The sequence below is a fragment of the Lysinibacillus sp. FSL K6-3209 genome, assembly GCF_037976175.1.
Classification (GTDB): Bacteria; Bacillota; Bacilli; order Bacillales_A; family Planococcaceae; genus Lysinibacillus; species Lysinibacillus sphaericus_D.
The window spans coordinates 2,391,569-2,409,411 of record NZ_CP150264.1 but is presented as its reverse complement, the minus strand read 5'-3'; the positions used below and the strand labels follow the sequence as shown (position 1 = coordinate 2,409,411).

Genomic DNA, 17,843 nt, shown 5'->3' with positions numbered 1-17,843 from the left:
ATAATGTCCACACAACGTATAGAAAAAGATTTTTTAGGTGAAAGAGTATTACCAGCAGATGCTTATTACGGGATTCAAACGCTTCGTGCAACAGAAAACTTCCCAATTACAGGCTATAAAATTCACCCAGCCCTAATTAAAGCAATGGGTATTGTAAAAAAAGCAGCAGCATTAGGTAATATGGAAGTACACCTATTATCAAAAGAAATTGGAGAGGCTATTGTCGAGGCTGCACAAGAAGTCATCGATGGTAAATGGGATGCTGAATTTCTAGTAGACCCAATCCAAGGTGGTGCAGGCACTTCTATTAATATGAATGCGAATGAAGTTATTGCGAACCGTGCTCTTGAAATTTTGGGTAAAGCAAAAGGGGACTATCAGACGGTTAGTCCGAACAGTCATGTTAATATGTCACAATCAACAAACGATGCCTTCCCTACAGCGATTCATATTGCTGTATTAAATTTAATCGATGAGCTTCTGGTGACGATGGAAAATATGCAAGCCGTATTCCATCAAAAAGCAGAGCAATTTGCACATGTTATTAAAATGGGACGTACGCACTTACAAGATGCTGTACCAATTCGCTTAGGACAAGAGTTTGAAGCTTATTGTCGTGTAATTAACCGTGATATTGTTCGTATCCGTCAAACACGTCCAAACTTATATGATGTGAATATGGGGGCAACAGCGGTCGGTACTGGGCTAAACGCTTTCCCAGACTATATTAAATCTGTAGACCAACATCTAGCTGAAATTTCTGGCTTACCATTAAAAGGTGCTACACATTTAGTCGACGCTACGCAAAATACCGACGCTTATACGGAAGTGTCAGGGGCATTAAAAATTTGTATGATTAATATGTCTAAAATTGCGAATGACCTTCGTTTAATGGCATCTGGTCCTCGTGCAGGTTTAGGAGAAATTATTTTACCCGCACGTCAACCTGGTTCATCTATTATGCCTGGTAAAGTAAATCCAGTAATGCCAGAAGTGCTAAACCAAGTTGCATTCCAAGTAATTGGGAATGACCATACCATTTCTTTAGCATCTGAAGCGGGTCAATTAGAATTAAACGTAATGGAACCAGTGCTGGTTTTCAACTTAATTCAATCAATTAGCATAATGAATAACGTTTTCCGTGCATTTACAGAAAACTGTTTAAAAGATATCGAAGCAAATGAAGAACGTATGAAGGAATATGTAGAGAAAAGTGTGGGTGTTTTAACAGCAGTCAATCCACATATCGGTTATGAAGTAGCTGCTCGTCTTGCACGTGAAGCCATTCTTACAGGTCGTTCAATTCGTGAACTTTGTATTGAAGCAGGTGTCTTAACGAAAGAGCAATTGGATTTAATTTTAGATCCATATGAAATGACACATCCAGGTATCGCTGGTTCTAGTATGATGAAATTAAAATAATTTTTAAAAAGCACTTTGTTTTATGCAAAGTGCTTTTTCTGTAGACAAAGGGCATCGTTATTCCCTTTGTCTTTTTTTAGTATACCAATATACATATAAAAGATGGGCGTATTTCTATCAATCTTAGGATAAATAAACTATAATAATGGTATTATAGTAATATTATAGTTAGGGGATTTTGGAATGACTTTACGAAAAAAAAGTATTTTTGGTTTTTCATTATTAAATTTAATAATGATTGTAGTGTTAATAATAGATCTTGCTAATTTAACAGCATTAGCATGGCTATCTACAATATTAACGATTATTGGTATCTCCATTACTTTATCCTATATCTTCTATGTTAAATATAAAGTGATTCAACCTATTAACCAATTATCTAATGCTGCGAAAGCAATTGCAGTAGGTAACTTTGACTCTGATGTCATTACTGTACAAGACAATAGTGAGATTTCAGAATTAGCAAATGCTTTTCTAGAGATGAAAGAGCAATTGCGTACGATGACACTAACAATTGCCAACAGTTCGACAGATTTATCTGCCAGTATCGAAGAATTGTCAGCCAGTACAAATGAAATTACAATGGCTGTTGAAGAAGTTGACCATCAAATGGAAAAAACGTCAAATGGCCTTAAACAAGCCGCACAATCGGCAAACAATAGTGCTGTTGCGATGCAGGAAACAGTGGACGGCATTGAGCGTATTTCGGTTGCCACACAGGATGTTTTCAACCACGCGAAAGAAGCGAATGATATCGCAGGAAATGGTGCAGAAATTTTGCATGTTGCGAAAAACCAGATGGAGTTTATTTCATCTTCAACAGATAAAACAAGTACCTTAATACAACAATTATCAAGTAAAATGACGGATATTAAAAAAATGACAGAAATGATTACAACGATTACAGATCAAACGAATTTACTTGCTCTAAATGCTGCGATTGAAGCGGCACGGGCTGGAGAACATGGGAAAGGTTTTGCAGTCGTTGCAGAAGAAGTTCGTCAATTAGCAGAGCAATCCAAGCACTCTGCCATTCAAATTGTGGATCTTGTAGTAGGTATTGAAAGTGATACGAAACAAGTTGCTGTGGCTGTGGAAGAAGACTTAAAAAATGTTCAACAGGGGGTCTATGTCATTGATGAAGCAACAAAATCTTTTGGCAACATTTCGCAGCACGTTAGCCAAATGACTGATCAACTCGAAGGCATTTCAACAACTGTAAATTACTTGTCAAATCGTGCAAATGAGGTAGCTAATCTCGTGTCAACAATTGCAGGGGGGATGGATCAATTGTCCAGCTATACAGAAGCTGTGCTACAGTCAATGGATGAACAAACGGCTTCCATGCAAGCAGTCAATCAAGTTTCGCAGGAATTAACGATACAGGCTGATGATTTACAAAAGATTACAAATCAATTTCATGTATAAATAAAAATGCATCGTTCTTTAGGTGACAGTTCGTGCATTGATAGCAATGCACATACTTTTATGCTGCTGTTTGACTTTAAAATACCACTACTTTACAATATAAAGTAATAGTTTAATAGGAATTTTCTAGCAAATTCCTTCACAACTGAATAGCGTGTAGTAAGAGGTGTAAATTGCGTGCAATTTACTTAAAAGGGAAGTCGGTGCAAATCCGACGCTGTCCCGCAACTGTGAATGTGAGCGTCTTTTCAAATTATGACCACTGTCAAACGACGGGAAGGTGAAAAGAAGCGATGACCATAAGTCAGGAGACCTGCCTGTTACGAGTACACACCATAAACCTACGAGGAATAGGAGGTGGCATGTTGACAAAACAGAATAATCTGTTCGTCACAGTACGTCAAACGACCAACACCAAAGGATGTAAAGGGATACGGCATCAAGCCAGATCGCTTCCATTGGTGCACTGTTTGATGTTATCGGATGAATGATATTTTTGAAGTACGATGGCCATAATCACGGATTTCCTCTACATTTGCAGGAAATCCGTTTTTTTTATGTAATCGATACCTTCGTTTTGAAAATATGTACGAGAAGAGGTGCAAGTATGACAAAAATTCAGGTATGTTCAACACGAGAAAAGAAAAATGTTGATATGAAGATTTGTAAGCAACCGCGCACGGAAGTTGCCAAGCAACGAAAAACGAGAATGGTTATTGAAGCACTAGTAGATCAGTTTTTAGCCACAGGGCTTATTCCGCACGATCGATTATTTGATTGCATTTTTTATAATAAAGACATTATTTGGATTCGAAATGATGACTATGAAGGATACTTATTTGCGAAAGCAAGTGTGGCTGATGAATTGAAAACAAAAAAGAATGGTTTTATGATGTATATGCCAACCAATCCAATCGTTTACGAAGTAAATGAGGAAGCCTATCATTTAATTACACGCATCGATTCAATTCGAGCTAAACCCAATTTGGATCGCCTGAATGTAGAATCGAAGCCTATTTTAAGTGCTGCAAGGGTCAATGATTTACTATGTTCGATGGTAATGCGTTTTTATCAGACGTATATGGAAGATTTATCGTTAGTAGCTCAAGAAAATCAAGACTATAGTAAAATACAACATTTACTAGACTATGTAGAGCGTGAATATGCTCAGTTTTTACAAAGTGTAAAAGAATTAAATGATTATCATTTAAATTGGCATCCACGTGGCAACGGTCATCAATTGTTACTCCAACGTATTGAGCAATTACAGATTTTAAAAAGTAAGCCTGGTTCGGTTCTTGTGGATTTCTCAAATCATCATGGGTATGTGATTGTGGAGTCAGCGAATTCTTTGAATAGGAAAACGAAAAAAGCGTTGTAGATTATATAAAATGTATTGGTACGCATGTTATGCAGTATTCGATTTTCTGTCAGAAAGGCATCGAAAAACATTCGATGCCTATTTATTTTATAGACAATGCATGGCTGCTTTTGCCTCATTCCATGGGACTGAATAGCCTTTTCCTTTCGCACAAAAAATGCTCGACGACGTATAGTCAGGATCAGCCTGTTTATTATAATTGATTTGTGCGATTATTGCCTCGCTATTATGACATCTATCATAGCCATCGAATTGTAAAGATAAAGAGCCTTTGCCATTCGTGTAAGCAGCGAAAGTAGTACTATAGTGCATAAATGTAGCAACAGGTACACGTCCTGTTAAAATGACTTGCTCCTCTGACAATATCGGAGAATCAAAAGTACCATCTGCTTGTTGGATATCGTTCATCATTCGCCCAATAAAATCATTGGATGCTTTCATTTTGAAGCGGTAATAGGGCTCAAGTAAGATATTCTCCGCTTGTTCTAGCCCTTGTCTTAATGCACGGAAAGTAGCTTCCCGAAAATCTCCTCCTTCGGTATGCTTGATATGCGCTCGTCCTGTCAACAGTGTAAAACGAATATCGGTAACAGGAGAGCCAGTTAATAGACCGTGATGCTCGCGTTCAAACAAATGTTTTTCGATAAGGCGTTGGTGACCTACTGATAAATCATCAGCATGACAGGCGTTAACAAACGTATTCCCAGTTCCGCGGCTGTTCGGCTCCATGAATAAGTGTACCTCGGCATAATGTTTGAGCGGTTCGAAATGTCCGTAACCAGTTACAGTCGTTGCAATCGTCTCCATATACAAAATTTGAGGCTTATCAAAGGTAATATCAAGTGAAAAGCGATTTTTTAAAACTTCAGCAAGTACTTCAAGTTGTATGACACCCATAATATGTACATGAATTTCTTGGAATTTTTCCTGCCAAACGACTCGTAACGACGGTTCCTCGGCTTCGAGTAAGCGAAAAATCTGTAAAATTTCCTTTATATGCTGTTGCCCTTCATACAGTACTTTTGCTTGTAATGTAGGCACAAGTTCATAAGGTTTAGGGATTATTGTACTTCCTAAAATGTCCCCAATCTTCGCTAGGCTAAGCCCTTTCACTGCAAAAATGTCTCCTGCTTGCACAGCTTGGGTTGTAAGAAAACGGCGCCCATTATACAACCTGATTTCTGTTATTTTTTCCGTAACATCGCCAAATGAAAAGTCATCGCGAGTATGCAATGTTCCTTGTAAAGCTTTTATAAAAGTTAAGCGTTGTGTGCCATCATGGCGAATTTTAAACACTTCTCCTTGAAAGGGTGCTTGAAGGTCGAAGTGTGTCTGTGTCAGGAGGGGTAGCTGTGATACAAATTCCTTGATTCCAATATCTTTTAAAGCAGCACCAACAAAGCAGGGAAATGCTCGCTCTTCTTTAATCATCTTTTGTAACTGTAACAGGCACGTTGAGGCATCGAGTGTATCTGTTAAAAAGGCCTCGAGAAGGTGATCATCGCGCTCGGCTAGCCACTCAGCAATATAGCTTTGTATAAAATCTTTACGTAATGGGGCATCGATTAACAGGATGTTGTCAGAACAATCCTTTTGTAGTTGGTTTATAACCGCATTGATATCCGCCCCTTCACGGTCTATTTTATTAATAAAGAAAAAGGTTGGTATATGGTATTGACGGAGCAACTGCCAAACTGTTTCTGTATGACCTTGTAAACCCTCTACAGCACTGACAATAATGATGGCGTAATCCATTACACGTATGGCACGTTCCATCTCAGGTGAAAAGTCTACATGTCCAGGTGTGTCAATCAGCGTATATGTATCATTTTCTATTTGCATCCGTCCTTGTTCCGCAAAAATGGTAATTCCTCGGGCTTGTTCAATTGCATGATTATCTAAAAATGTATCTTGATGATCGACTCTTCCACGAGATTGGATACTATTTGTGTGAAATAATAATTGCTCACAAAAAGTTGTTTTTCCTGCATCGACATGTGCGAGTACACCAATCGTTTTATACATAAAAAATCCTCATTTCTAATGTAGTCTCTATTCATTGTACCAGAATGATCGCTCAAACATTTCGTGACAAATAGTTCGCTTTCATGTTTAAATAGTGATAGTTTATTAACAAGTATCATTTATGGATTTTTTTGTGTGATTGAAATCAAAAATACCTTCTGCTAGTCTATTTTTATAACTAAAAACTGCTATATATTGGTGCAAATGGCTTTAGTCATTTGCTTAAAAGGGAAATCGGTGAAATTCCGATGCTGTCCCGCAACTGTAAATGGGGAGTTTATACAATAGTCACTGTAGTTGAACTATGGGAAGACGTATAAGCGATGAACCTAAGCCAGGATACCTGCCAATATGTATTTTTTACTTAACACCACGAGGATGGTGATAGTGATTGTTTAAATACCCAATGTATTTATCACTATGTCACCCTCTTGGAAACAAGGGGGTTTTTTTATGTGCTAGTAGCAAGGAAATCATTGATTTCTTCCTATACAAATCCAATTACATAATTAAAGGAGAAATGGAACCATGAACAAATGGAAAGGCATGTGGCTAGTTGTTGCCATTGCGATTATAAGCATTTTAGGAGCTTGTAGTGCGAAAGACAACTCGGAAAGTGCTACACAAAGTGAGCATATCGACCCTGCACAAAGCGAGGCGACAGAAGTAACCATTGACAATAATGGTACTACACAAGTTTATACAGAGGCACCTAAAAAGGCGATTAGTTTAAATCAGCATGTAACGGAAATTATGTTAGCTTTAGGCTTAGAAGATTCAATGGTTGGTACAGCCTATTTAGATGATAAAATTTATGAACCTTTACAAGCTGCCTACGATAAAGTACCAGTAATAGCAGAGCAGTACCCAACAAAAGAACAAGTGATAGATAGTGAAGCCGATTTTTTATACGCTGGATGGAAAAGTGGCTTTAGTGAAAAGGGTGTTGGTACACCAGAAGAATTAGAGACACTTGGTATCCACACATATTTACATCATTCTTCAAGTATAACGAAACCGACGCTAGATGATATTTTTATGGATATTCGCAATATCGCAAAAATTTTCCGTGTTGAAGATCGAGGAGAAGCATTAGTCGATCAAATGACAAAAGATGTTGATGCAGTGCGTGCAAAGTTACCGCAAGGAGAAAAGGAGCTACGTGTGCTTGTCTATGATAGTGGGGATAAGGAAGTCTTTACTGCTGCTCAAAATTTTATGAATGAGCTTGTCACTGTCGCTGGTGGTAAAAACATTTTTGGTGAAATTGAATCTGGATGGGCAACTGTCTCAAAAGAAGATACAGTAGAACGCAACCCGGAGGTAATTGTCGTGATTGATTATGGTTCTCAAAGTGCTGAAGACAAAATACATTTCCTGAAAAATGATCCTGCATTAAAGGAAACCGACGCTGTGCACAATGAGCGTTTTGTCATATTACCGCTTTCAGCTGCTTCAGAAGGGGTTCGTGCGGCAGAGGCTATCAAAATTTTGGCTAAAGGATTCTATCCAGAAAATTTTTAATAACTTTAGAGACTAGCGAGATTTAAGGAGAATAAAAAATGAATGCATTTCGTTCAAATATACCAGAACGTACATTTGAAAAATTAAATATAGATGGTCAATTTACTCGTCTCGCAATAAGTCCGGGTATTATTAATAAACATTATACACCCGAGCAATTTCAAAAAATAGCAGAAGTCGTAGGGGACAGTGGGGCCATTAAATATTCAGCATCCTATTGTATATTGTTGTCCATTCCTACGCGAACAGTTCAAGACGTTATAAGTGAACTGCAAGAAGTGGGCTTATATATTTCACCATCAGGCTCCATTGTTGCGTTCAAGGCTTGTGATTTTTGTGATGGAGAGCGAATGGAAGCGGCCGAGATTGCAGAACAATTATACATTGAGTTGCAGGGACAAAAGGTGCCATCAACATTGCGGTTAAATGTCAATGGCTGTGCGTCAGCTTGCTATAATGCTGTCTATGATGATATTGGACTTGTCTATCAAAAAGATAGCTTCGATGTTTATTTAGGGGCTATTCCAATGGGGGCAAAAGCACAGGCGGGGACATTATTTGCTAAAGGCGTTTCGGTGCAAAAAATAGCAAACTTTTTACAGCATATTATTGCGCTTTATCAACAACATGCACGTCCAAATGAGCCTTTCTATAAATTTTATCGCAGAACGAATACCGCCGAATATTGGCAAACAATGCATAATGTGAAATAAAGTAAGGCTATCCATGACATAGTTTGTATGCGATGACCGTATCGCTATCTATAATTATAGATATAGCCTATGGAGCGAAGAGTGGGAAGCAACTTGTAATTAAGTGTTAGATTGACGGATGTCAATTTAACACTTTTTCTTCAATTGGACATATATACCGACAGCTTAGTTGAATAAATCGTATGCCATGTGCTCACGATAAGTCGATTACATTTTAAGGGGATGTAGAAATGTTTAATCGTTTATCAGCACAAAATGGTGTGTTTCGATTACCGCCAATACAGCGGAAAAATAATAAGGAGTTAGATGTTGCTATTGCAGATCTTGAAGCAAGAGGATTTCGTTTAGTAAGGCGTGGAATTCAAAATGATAAAAAACAATTCCATTCATCATACAATAAAGTTTGGGCTATTATGGAAAAATTGATGACTTAAATAGGGTGAAAATAACAAAAAGCTGCTTTGATTTCTCTCAGCAGCCCTATAAGTAGTGAAACACTACGAACTTATATTTTGTCTTTTTCTTGTCTTTCTATACTTATAATCATGCATAGACATGATGAAAGAGTAGGACAAACGATTTTTAATGATGGTAACTGTTACGAAAAGAAAAATATAAGAGAAGGTGGTTATTATGGAGGAAAATTTAAACTATGGAGTAGATTATAAATATATTCCTGCTACATCTGTTAGAAGTGGAGTTGGAATAGAAGTATTAGATGATGTATATATGTATACAGTTCAAATTGTCAATATCGTGCTATACGGGTATCCACATACGAATGAATTTGTATTAATTGATGCTGGCATGCCAAAAAGTGCAGAGGAGATTATTTCCGTAGTTGAAGAGCGGTTTGGCGATGATTGTCAGCCTAAAGCAATAATTTTGACACACGGACATTTTGATCATGTTGGAAGTATTATTGAATTAATAAAGCATTGGCATGTACCTGTCTATGCACATCGTTTAGAACTTCCCTATTTAACTGGAAAACAAAACTATCCAAATCCAGACCCTGCTGTTAGCAATGGGTGGGTAGCGAAAATGTCACCTTTTTTTCCACATGAAGCGATTAATTTAGGGGGAAATATAAAAGAAATTCCTGCTGATGGTAGCATTCCTTATATGCCTGGTTTTCGTTGGATTCACACGCCAGGACATACACCAGGACATCTATCTTTATTTAGAGAGGAAGATCGCACACTAATTGTTGGGGATGCTTTTGTTACGGTAAAACAAGAGTCACTTTATAAAGTGCTGACGCAACAAAAAGAGATAAGTGGACCGCCTCAATATTTTACAACTGATTGGTCTGCTGCCAAAGAGTCAGTTGAAAAGTTAGCAGCATTAAAGCCTAATGTAATGATTACTGGTCATGGTTTACCAATGGTTGGTGACGAATTGAGTGAAGCACTGCGAAATTTAGTGAATGATTTCAATCAAATTGCTCTGCCTAAGTATTATCAGAATTAAGTGATAGGTCCCTAAAGCTTGAAGATTTTAGGGGCTTTTATTAGTGCCAAATCATTCAATCATTTGTACTGAGGTGTAATCACTGTGACATTAGGGAATAATAACACAAACTATTAGAGAAAGAAGGAATGATTATAAAAAAACATGATGAGAATAATCGTTCAATGCTAAAAAATGGACATCCTTACGCACAGCGAAATGTCTGGTCAGGGTTTCTTTTCGGTATAGGATTAGTAGCATTTATTGATGAAACATTTTTTCACCAACTATTACGCTGGCATCACTTTTACGATAAATCGACAACTGAAATTGGTTTAATATCGGACGGCTTTTTCCACGCATTTAGTTGGTTTGCGACAATTGCAGGTTTATTTTTATTTGCAGATTTACGTCGTAAAAATGGACTAAGGTTTGCAAGATGGCTAGGTGGTGTATTTTTAGGCGCAGGAGGGTTTCAATTATATGATGGTATTATTCAACATAAGTTAATGCGGATACATCAGATAAGGTATGTAGAAAATGTAATAACATATGATTTAATTTGGAATATTCTTGCTACAATACTATTCATTATAGGGATTTATCTTACTATCCGTACTAAAAACACTTATCACATACCTAAGGTTACATCTTATGAGCGCTAAGCATAGTAATCATATTGCGGAGATGAATCAGTATGGTTTTCTACATGTTTCTGTACAACTATTTTTTTTATTGTTATTTAGTATTTTATTAATAATGTATATAAGTGCTGTGGTTATTACGAATCGTCATTATAAAAAGTGGCCACTTTATCGCATTGTATGTTTTGTTTTGGGAATAATATTAGCGGTTATTGCCGTTGTTGGGCCTTTAGCAAATCGTGCAATGATGGATTTTACAGCACATATGGTGAGTCATTTACTTTTAGGAATGTTAGCCCCATTGCTTATTGTGATGGCAGCACCTATGACACTTTTACTAAGAACTTTGAGTACTTCATTAGCACGTGCACTTACCAAAATACTAAAAAGCGGACCTCTCCGTATACTTACACATCCAATAGTTGCGATTTTACTAAATATTGGGTGGCTTTGGTTATTATACACGACTAACCTATATGCACTTATGCATGGTAATAGTCTCTTACATTTAGTTGTCCATTTACATGTATTTCTAGCAGGGTATGTATTTACGATTTCCATACTTTATGTTGATCCTGTGTTTCACAGAAAATCCTTTATTTACAGAGCAATCATTTTAATTATTGCATTGGCAGGACATGGAATATTATCAAAATATATTTATGCACATCCCACTGAAGGTGTGCCAATCGCACAAGCAGAAATCGGAAGTATGGTTATGTATTATGGTGGAGATGTAATTGATGCGATGATAATTTTCATCCTTTGCTTACAATGGTACAAAGCAGTAAGACCGCGAATAGTTGAACCGATGCAAAAAAGCGATAGTTTAGAAAATCGACAAATTGATTCTGTCTAGCACCATTTTTACTGAATATGTTTTCAGCGCATTCGCGTAAAAATTGTTGATAACGAAATGGGGAATGGTTATAAATTTGGCGTCTATACGCTCAAAAAAAGTGTTAGGTTGACTGAAGGAAGGTGGTCTAACACTTGTTTTTTTATTAAAAAGGGAATAAAACTTTTACTTTCACTCTCGCTTTTAGATGTTGAGTCAAAGCTTTTGCTATGTCAGATGAAGAACTTAATGGAAGCTTGATTTAAGAAAAAATAGTAGACAAAGTTGAAAAACTCGACTTTGTCTACTAGCTTTGTGAGTGACTTTACTTAAGTCACACTTTTTAGTTTAGCTTTTGAATAAAAACAACTTTTAAGTAGTTGAATTCAGGATGCTCACGTGGCACACGGAAATCCTTTGGTAAACCGTATTCCTCCACAATTTTATAACGAGTATGCGTGTCATTAAATGCTTGCTCGATAAATCCTTTAAACTTTTTCATACCAAAGCTTGCATTATTTGTAGAAGCCACAATAATACCATTTTTTTCAGTAATCTCGATTGCATCTTTTAATAGCTTAGGATAGTCTTTAGCAGTTGAGAATGTAATTTGTTTTGTTCGAGCAAAGCTAGGAGGATCTAATACAACAAGATCAAATTTCAACTGATGGCGTTGCGCATATTTGAAATAATGGAATACATCCATTACTTTAATATCCTGTGCTTCATAGTCAATTTGATTGACACTAAATTGCTCGATAGTTTTGGCTAAACTGCGTTTGGCTACATCGACACTTGTCGTTTTCGTAGCTCCACCTAGTGCCGCTGCTACAGAAAACGCACCTGTATACGAGAATGTGTTTAACACAGTTTTAGCGTTTGAATAGCGTTCACGAATAGCAAATCGTACGTCACGCTGGTCGAGGAAAATACCTGTCATAGCACCATCATTTAAATGGACAGCGTAATTCATGCCATTTTCCTTCACGATTAGTGGAAACTCACCAGGTGTGCCCATTACAAAATCGTCTTGTTCGATATATTGTCCTTTACTATCAAAACGCTTTTTCTCATATATCGCTTTAAAGTTTACGGTTTCTGAAAGTGCCTCATAAATGACCTCTTTAAATGAATAAATGCCAGCACTATACCAACTCACCATATAATAGCCATCGAAGAAGTCAATAGTCATACCACCGATGCCATCACCCTCGCCGTTAAAGACACGAAAAGCAGTCGTATCAGGATTATTAAAGAATACTTCACGATTTTGAACGGCCTTTTTAATTTTTTTTGCAAAAAAAGTTTTGTCAATTTCTTCATTGGCATCGGTAGACAACAACCAGCCAATGCCTTTATTTTGGATACCATAATAGCCTGTCCCTATAAAGCGGTTATGAATATCTAACAGACGAAGTAGGGCTCCTTCTTCAGCAGGCAGTTTGCGTGTATCAACGGCATCTTTTGAAATTAGCGGATAACCTTTTTTTAATGGTCCTGCAAATTGATTGTTAATTTGTAATGCAATAGTTTGTGTCATGTTGTCATCCTTTAAAAAACATTTTGCTCTATTATCGCATTGTTTAGTGTCATTACACAAACTTATTTCACGAATATCGCAATTTTTTCATCCTCAGTCTCGTATTTGGTGTAATGATTAAGCTTAATCATTAGATAAATAGAATAGTAAAGTAGAGTTTGTCCATAATTACTATGTAATTCTTTCTTAAATTAGCTAAAGGGATTAATCTCTATAATTTTTGTTGCAATATTTGCGATAAACGATTGATCATGTTCGACAAATAATAAGGTAGGTTTAAATTGTTCTATCATGGACTCGATTTGTTTTTGATTGAAAATATCTAGATAGTTTAGAGGCTCATCCCAAATAAAAAATTCCGCCGGTGTTCCTAATGATTTAGAAAATTCTACCTTTTTCATTTGCCCATAGCTCATTTTTTCAATCGGAATACGAAATACATCACGTTCAACACCTAAAATACGAAGGTTTTGTAAGAAAAGTGTGTAGTCAAGGTGGTGTGCAGTAGCAAAATCTTTTAATATACCTGCATTGTCATTGTAATGTTGGCGAATAATACTTTTAGTAATGCCTTGGGGAATTGTAAGCTCACCATTAATAGTGCCATAAAAATTGCTGTTAATTATATAATTTAATAGTGTCGTTTTTCCACTACCATTTGGTCCCACTAATGCAACTTGCTCACCTTGGAAAATTTCACATGTAATTGGTTTGAAAAGTAATCTATCATTAAAAGCTAAGGAAAAATTTTTAGCTCGAAGAACGGGGTCTCGATGATTGAACAAACAATTAATCTTAAGAGAATCGACACTTTCGATATTTTTTAGAAGCTTTGTTTTTTCTTCAATTTTTGATAGCATCCGCTTCTCGATTACTTTCGATTTTTTCATCATACGAGCTGCTCTTGCATTTTCAAACGCATCATTTCCAGAATTCCTCTCTCGCTTTATAGCCCAATTAGCCTTTTCCTTTGAAGTTTTTTTCAAGCGCTCAATTTCTACTTTTATTTGATTATTTTGTTCAATTTCGTATTGATCTTGTAATTGTTTTTGCTTCTCATATGTTGAAAAATTTCCTTTAAAAGTATTTAATTGATTTTTTTCAATAACTATAATATGATCAACCACTTCATCTATAAAATGTCGATCGTGGCTCACTACAATGTAGCCTTTCTTTCTTTTTAAATATTCAGATACTTTTCTCCGGGCATTTATATCCAAATGATTGGTAGGCTCATCCAAAAGGGGGTATTTGGACTCTTCACAAAAAGTTGCGGCTAACAAAACTTTTGTTTGCTCACCGCCTGATAATTGTTCAAATGGTTGCCATAAAATCTCTTTATCTAAAGACAATAATTGGCATTCCCGTTCTAGTTTCCATAATTCTAAATCCATAATTTCTTCAATTGCATAGAATGTTAAATTCTTTTTATTCGCAATAGTTTGAGGGAAATATACAAAATCTATATCACAAATGATATCACCTTCATAAGGATATTTTTGCATAAGTAAGTTTAAAAACGTTGTTTTCCCCCTTCCATTTCTACCGATTAATCCAAGACGCCATGTAGTATCAATATTTAAATTGATATGACGAAAGATTGGTTGTTCAAGTGTATCAAAGCTAAAATTCAGATTTTTAATTTCTATTTTCATAATTAGATGACCTCCAATGGAGATGATGTGATTATTAAAGTTGCATACATTCAATAATTTGGTGTGTATATGCATTTAAATATAAAAATCCTACTAAAAAAATAGAACATTGGCAAAAAAAATTAAAAAATGCATTTACTGTAAATTTTTAATTCTTCCTTCTTTTAATTTCTGTTACTAATAGGGGAGTCAGGCAGGGTTTCAGGAATTGTGGAGTATTTTTTGCTTAGTATTATAGAAAAAAATAATAAAATAAAAGAAATTATTAATAAAATAAACCATGATAATTCAATAGAGACAGTATTTGCTATGAATAAAAAAAGTGCGCTTCCTATGGGTACTGTGAGCTGAATAATGGAATAAAAAATACTAGTTACTGAACTTAAAGAGTTTTCAGGAGTAATAATCATTATAAAGGAATCAATCCTAGGATTGGACAAACCCAAAAAGTATCCAGATAAAAAGGTAAGTAACAATAATGAATATTTATCTTGAATGTACATTATATTAAGAATTATCCCGCAGGTTAATAAGATTTCCATTATTAGATTAAACTCTACAGATTTATTTTTAAAATAGCTTAAAGGCACTAGAGCGCCTAGAATTAATCCAAAACTTTCAATTGTTCCGAATAAGGCAATTGTGAATCCAAATGAACCAAATTGTAGATGTTCATATTTGTTATATGACAGAGGAATTAGAGAAAACTGCGCTGAACTAATTAGATTCATTATAGAAAAGATAATTGTGAAATGAAATATTTGTCGAATAGAGTTCAAAATTCTCAAATTGTTTAGGGAGTCTATATAAAACTGTTTTACTGTTTTTTTAAGGCTTTTATTTACAAATTTCTCGTTTCTTGCATAAGAAACAACCTCATAAAAACTTTTCCGATTTATCCAAAATAAAATAACAGATAGTGTGAAGAAAAACGCATTTAATAATCCAAATAAACTATAGTTATACTTTAATAGAACGATTAAAGTTGCACCAAATAATTTACCAGTCAAATCTATTATATTCATAATACCAGTTTGAAAGGATCTGGCAGATGTCAAATTTTTTTGCTCAACTATATTTTTAGTAATAGGTAAGGTAAGGTAGGTACTATAAGTACCTGATAAATCACTAAGTAAATTAATTAATAGCACAATTCCGAAAACTATCCAACTTTGAGAAAAATCTACTACTATAGCGAATATAAAATAAAGCGAAGCTTGAAAAGCTCTTATTTTAATTATCATTTTGATCGGGTCTTTAGTTTTGTCTGCAGCATATCCCAATAAAAAATCTGATAAAAAAGGTAAAGTAGAAATAAATGTAACAGCACTGATTGCTAATTCTGGATTTGGAAAAGATTTTGCATATATGATAAAGACAATATCAAATAGGGTAATGCCAATTACACTTAAAATATTTGATGTTAATAGATATCTGAAATTTCTGTTTTTAAAAAATATATTCATTGCTTTATATCCTTTTTGAAAAATGCCAAAATCTTATTTTGAACATAAGCAATCCCAGCATTACCTGATTTAATGTCGAAAGTAAATTTATTATAGGATTTATCTGGGATATAAGTGCAAAAGTGATTATTGATATTAAACGTATCAACATTTAATAAAATAGACATAGCCTCATCTAACAATGAATTTAAGGAGAAAGTTTTACCTACTTTGAATATTGTATAGGCAATTCCTGTTAATCCATCTAAAAAACCAGGGTATTGAGCCCACTTATCATTTGTTAAAGATTTAACGCAAGGGAAAATAAATTTGTCTTTTAGTTCAATTTTTAATTTATTATCTATGTCATCGATTAAATATAATTCTAATGCTACATAAAGAAAACCTGACAGTCCGTCCATTATATAAGGTGAGGATGTATTACCTCCAATAGAAATTGGATAATAAAGTGTTTCATCGGTTTCCAATTGAATAATACAGTCTAATATTTTATTAATAATAGACAAGGATTTATTTAAATTTTTTATATTTTTATTCCTGTTATAAAGTAATAACTCAAAATATGCCAGACCAAGATAACCTTCAAATAAACCTAAATGTTCTCCTTTCTTAAAGGGTAATTTTCTAATATTTATTTTATTATCTATAATGCTTAAATAAACATCTACTTCAAAGATTTTCTTATTAGAATCACTTAGCATTAATATTATCCCAAAACCTGTTATTCCATTTGAAATACTTAAATCAGTAGAATTTTTCAACCAATTTATTATGTCTAAATCTAGTGTTTTCTTTAAAAAGAACTCTTTTTTTAAATGAGGATTTAGTAAAAATCCTAGGTTACTATTATTAATTCCTCCTAAAGTTATATCTTTCGGTAATAATAAATTAGGTTTATTAATTCCAGCTATCAATGTTGGTAAATAGAAACCAGATAAAATATTGAAAAAAGAGGTATTGGGTGGTGATAGGTAATATTCATTGAAATATTTATAATAAACAGATTCAATAGTGTTTAGATTCTTTAAGTATGATCTTTTTATTCTTTCTAGTAAAACTTTTCTTTTAGGAATAGGTTCTTTATTTAAACTTACCCTAGAATCAATATTTTTTAATATTGTAGACAGTTCTTCTTTCCAACCATCATTTTGGTTAATTAAAAGATTTATTATTTTACAAACAGCTATTGGAACTTCATTATCAATACAGTATAAATTAAATTGTTTTAATGAGGATGCTCCACTTGAATCAATATAGTTTAATCTATTAGAAGGAAATATAAAATTCATTAGTAAATAACCTAATTTATGATAATCCGATTCGAATGCAGTTAAATTAGCGAGAGTATTATCGTAATAACCTTCTGTAGATCCCAATTTAAAATGGGATAGAGAATATTCATTATAAATATAAGAAGAACCAAAATCACAAACCCAAACATAAGGTTTGTTTTTTCTAGATAACATAAAATTATTTGGGCTTATATCGTTTAATATAATATTCTTTTGGTGTATTTTTTCTAATAATATGATTGATTCCTTAATAATTTTATGAAGGGTTATATCTTTATAAAGTGTCACATCTGCTCTTATTTCAGTGAAAGTAACCCCATCGATGTATTCTTGTATAACAAAAAAGTTTTCCCACTCAATAAATTCTCTATAAATTTTTGGAATACCTGGAATTCCTTTTAGTGTATTCAGTATTTTAATTTCATTTTTCAAGTCATCAATGGCTGTACCCCATATACCTGTA

The 17,843-nt window shown here is 34.5% G+C and carries 14 protein-coding genes and 2 riboswitches; of the genes, 9 read left to right on the top strand and 5 right to left on the bottom strand.

Annotated elements, in window-relative coordinates:
• The first annotated feature begins 3 nt into the window (after nt 1-3).
• From aspA to MHH88_RS11510, 3 genes are all read left to right on the top strand, one after another.
• Entirely contained in the window at nt 4-1,422 is a 1,419-nt protein-coding gene (aspA, locus tag MHH88_RS11520) for an aspartate ammonia-lyase (RefSeq protein ID WP_103976498.1), read from the top strand.
• 183 nt (nt 1,423-1,605) lie between these two features.
• The gene (locus tag MHH88_RS11515) at nt 1,606-2,850 is read left to right on the top strand and encodes a methyl-accepting chemotaxis protein (protein ID WP_339258152.1); all 1,245 of its coding nucleotides are present in this window, start codon (nt 1,606-1,608) and stop codon (nt 2,848-2,850) included.
• A gap of 147 nt (nt 2,851-2,997) precedes the next feature.
• Nucleotides 2,998-3,186: riboswitch (cobalamin riboswitch) on the top strand.
• A gap of 271 nt (nt 3,187-3,457) precedes the next feature.
• Entirely contained in the window at nt 3,458-4,231 is a 774-nt protein-coding gene (locus tag MHH88_RS11510) for a hypothetical protein (RefSeq protein ID WP_339258150.1), read from the top strand.
• An 87-nt stretch (nt 4,232-4,318) separates the two neighbouring features.
• Here the strand turns inward: MHH88_RS11510 and MHH88_RS11505 are convergent, their stop codons facing one another.
• Nucleotides 4,319-6,256 (bottom strand): translation factor GTPase family protein, encoded by a 1,938-nt coding sequence (locus MHH88_RS11505; protein WP_339258148.1) that lies wholly within the window; start codon nt 6,254-6,256, stop codon nt 4,319-4,321.
• 179 nt (nt 6,257-6,435) lie between these two features.
• Nucleotides 6,436-6,622, top strand: a riboswitch (cobalamin riboswitch).
• Nucleotides 6,623-6,784: 162 nt separating this feature from the next.
• Here MHH88_RS11505 and MHH88_RS11500 point away from each other — a divergent pair.
• The 6 genes from MHH88_RS11500 (at nt 6,785) to MHH88_RS11475 (ending at nt 11,448) form a co-directional block, all read left to right on the top strand.
• Entirely contained in the window at nt 6,785-7,780 is a 996-nt protein-coding gene (locus MHH88_RS11500; protein WP_339258146.1) for an ABC transporter substrate-binding protein, read from the top strand.
• Nucleotides 7,781-7,818: 38 nt separating this feature from the next.
• Nucleotides 7,819-8,493, top strand: a complete 675-nt coding sequence (locus MHH88_RS11495) for a precorrin-3B methylase (RefSeq protein WP_339258144.1) — start codon at nt 7,819-7,821, stop codon at nt 8,491-8,493.
• A gap of 230 nt (nt 8,494-8,723) precedes the next feature.
• Nucleotides 8,724-8,927 (top strand): hypothetical protein, encoded by a 204-nt coding sequence (locus tag MHH88_RS11490; RefSeq protein WP_339258142.1) that lies wholly within the window; start codon nt 8,724-8,726, stop codon nt 8,925-8,927.
• Between the two features lie 199 nt (nt 8,928-9,126).
• Nucleotides 9,127-9,966 carry an MBL fold metallo-hydrolase gene (locus MHH88_RS11485; protein WP_339258140.1) on the top strand — a complete coding sequence of 280 codons (840 nt, stop codon included), beginning with the start codon at nt 9,127-9,129 and terminating at the stop codon, nt 9,964-9,966.
• A gap of 164 nt (nt 9,967-10,130) precedes the next feature.
• On the top strand, nt 10,131-10,610 hold the full coding sequence (locus tag MHH88_RS11480; protein WP_339263051.1) for a DUF2243 domain-containing protein: 480 nt from the start codon (nt 10,131-10,133) through the stop codon (nt 10,608-10,610).
• Nucleotides 10,611-10,632: 22 nt separating this feature from the next.
• Nucleotides 10,633-11,448 carry a cytochrome c oxidase assembly protein gene (locus tag MHH88_RS11475; protein ID WP_339258138.1) on the top strand — a complete coding sequence of 272 codons (816 nt, stop codon included), beginning with the start codon at nt 10,633-10,635 and terminating at the stop codon, nt 11,446-11,448.
• A 322-nt stretch (nt 11,449-11,770) separates the two neighbouring features.
• Here the strand turns inward: MHH88_RS11475 and MHH88_RS11470 are convergent, their stop codons facing one another.
• The 4 genes from MHH88_RS11470 to MHH88_RS11455 form a co-directional block, all read right to left on the bottom strand.
• Nucleotides 11,771-12,967: a class I SAM-dependent rRNA methyltransferase gene (locus tag MHH88_RS11470; protein ID WP_339258136.1), complete on the bottom strand. Its 1,197-nt coding sequence runs from the start codon at nt 12,965-12,967 to the stop codon at nt 11,771-11,773.
• A 191-nt stretch (nt 12,968-13,158) separates the two neighbouring features.
• Entirely contained in the window at nt 13,159-14,622 is a 1,464-nt protein-coding gene (gene abc-f, locus MHH88_RS11465) for an ABC-F type ribosomal protection protein (protein ID WP_339258134.1), read from the bottom strand.
• A 164-nt stretch (nt 14,623-14,786) separates the two neighbouring features.
• The gene (locus MHH88_RS11460; RefSeq protein ID WP_339258132.1) at nt 14,787-16,088 is read right to left on the bottom strand and encodes a hypothetical protein; all 1,302 of its coding nucleotides are present in this window, start codon (nt 16,086-16,088) and stop codon (nt 14,787-14,789) included.
• A complete protein-coding gene (locus tag MHH88_RS11455; protein ID WP_339263049.1) occupies nt 16,085-17,821 on the bottom strand; it encodes a lanthionine synthetase LanC family protein in 1,737 nt (578 codons plus the stop codon). The genes MHH88_RS11460 and MHH88_RS11455 overlap by 4 nt, the downstream gene beginning before the upstream one ends.
• Nucleotides 17,822-17,843: the final 22 nt, after the last annotated feature.

What these genes read in the sequence shown, in the direction of transcription:
- MHH88_RS11490 (WP_339258142.1), top strand. Translation starts at nt 8,724, where the DNA reads ATGTTTAATCGTTTATCAGCACAAAATGGTGTGTTTCGATTACCGCCA.
- aspA (WP_103976498.1), top strand. Translation starts at nt 4, where the DNA reads ATGTCCACACAACGTATAGAAAAAGATTTTTTAGGTGAAAGAGTATTA.
- MHH88_RS11510 (WP_339258150.1), top strand. Translation starts at nt 3,458, where the DNA reads ATGACAAAAATTCAGGTATGTTCAACACGAGAAAAGAAAAATGTTGAT.
- abc-f (WP_339258134.1), bottom strand. Translation starts at nt 14,622, where the DNA reads ATGAAAATAGAAATTAAAAATCTGAATTTTAGCTTTGATACACTTGAA.
- MHH88_RS11485 (WP_339258140.1), top strand. Translation starts at nt 9,127, where the DNA reads ATGGAGGAAAATTTAAACTATGGAGTAGATTATAAATATATTCCTGCT.
- MHH88_RS11505 (WP_339258148.1), bottom strand. Translation starts at nt 6,256, where the DNA reads ATGTATAAAACGATTGGTGTACTCGCACATGTCGATGCAGGAAAAACA.
- MHH88_RS11480 (WP_339263051.1), top strand. Translation starts at nt 10,131, where the DNA reads ATGCTAAAAAATGGACATCCTTACGCACAGCGAAATGTCTGGTCAGGG.
- MHH88_RS11500 (WP_339258146.1), top strand. Translation starts at nt 6,785, where the DNA reads ATGAACAAATGGAAAGGCATGTGGCTAGTTGTTGCCATTGCGATTATA.
- MHH88_RS11495 (WP_339258144.1), top strand. Translation starts at nt 7,819, where the DNA reads ATGAATGCATTTCGTTCAAATATACCAGAACGTACATTTGAAAAATTA.
- MHH88_RS11475 (WP_339258138.1), top strand. Translation starts at nt 10,633, where the DNA reads ATGAATCAGTATGGTTTTCTACATGTTTCTGTACAACTATTTTTTTTA.
- MHH88_RS11470 (WP_339258136.1), bottom strand. Translation starts at nt 12,967, where the DNA reads ATGACACAAACTATTGCATTACAAATTAACAATCAATTTGCAGGACCA.
- MHH88_RS11460 (WP_339258132.1), bottom strand. Translation starts at nt 16,088, where the DNA reads ATGAATATATTTTTTAAAAACAGAAATTTCAGATATCTATTAACATCA.
- MHH88_RS11515 (WP_339258152.1), top strand. Translation starts at nt 1,606, where the DNA reads ATGACTTTACGAAAAAAAAGTATTTTTGGTTTTTCATTATTAAATTTA.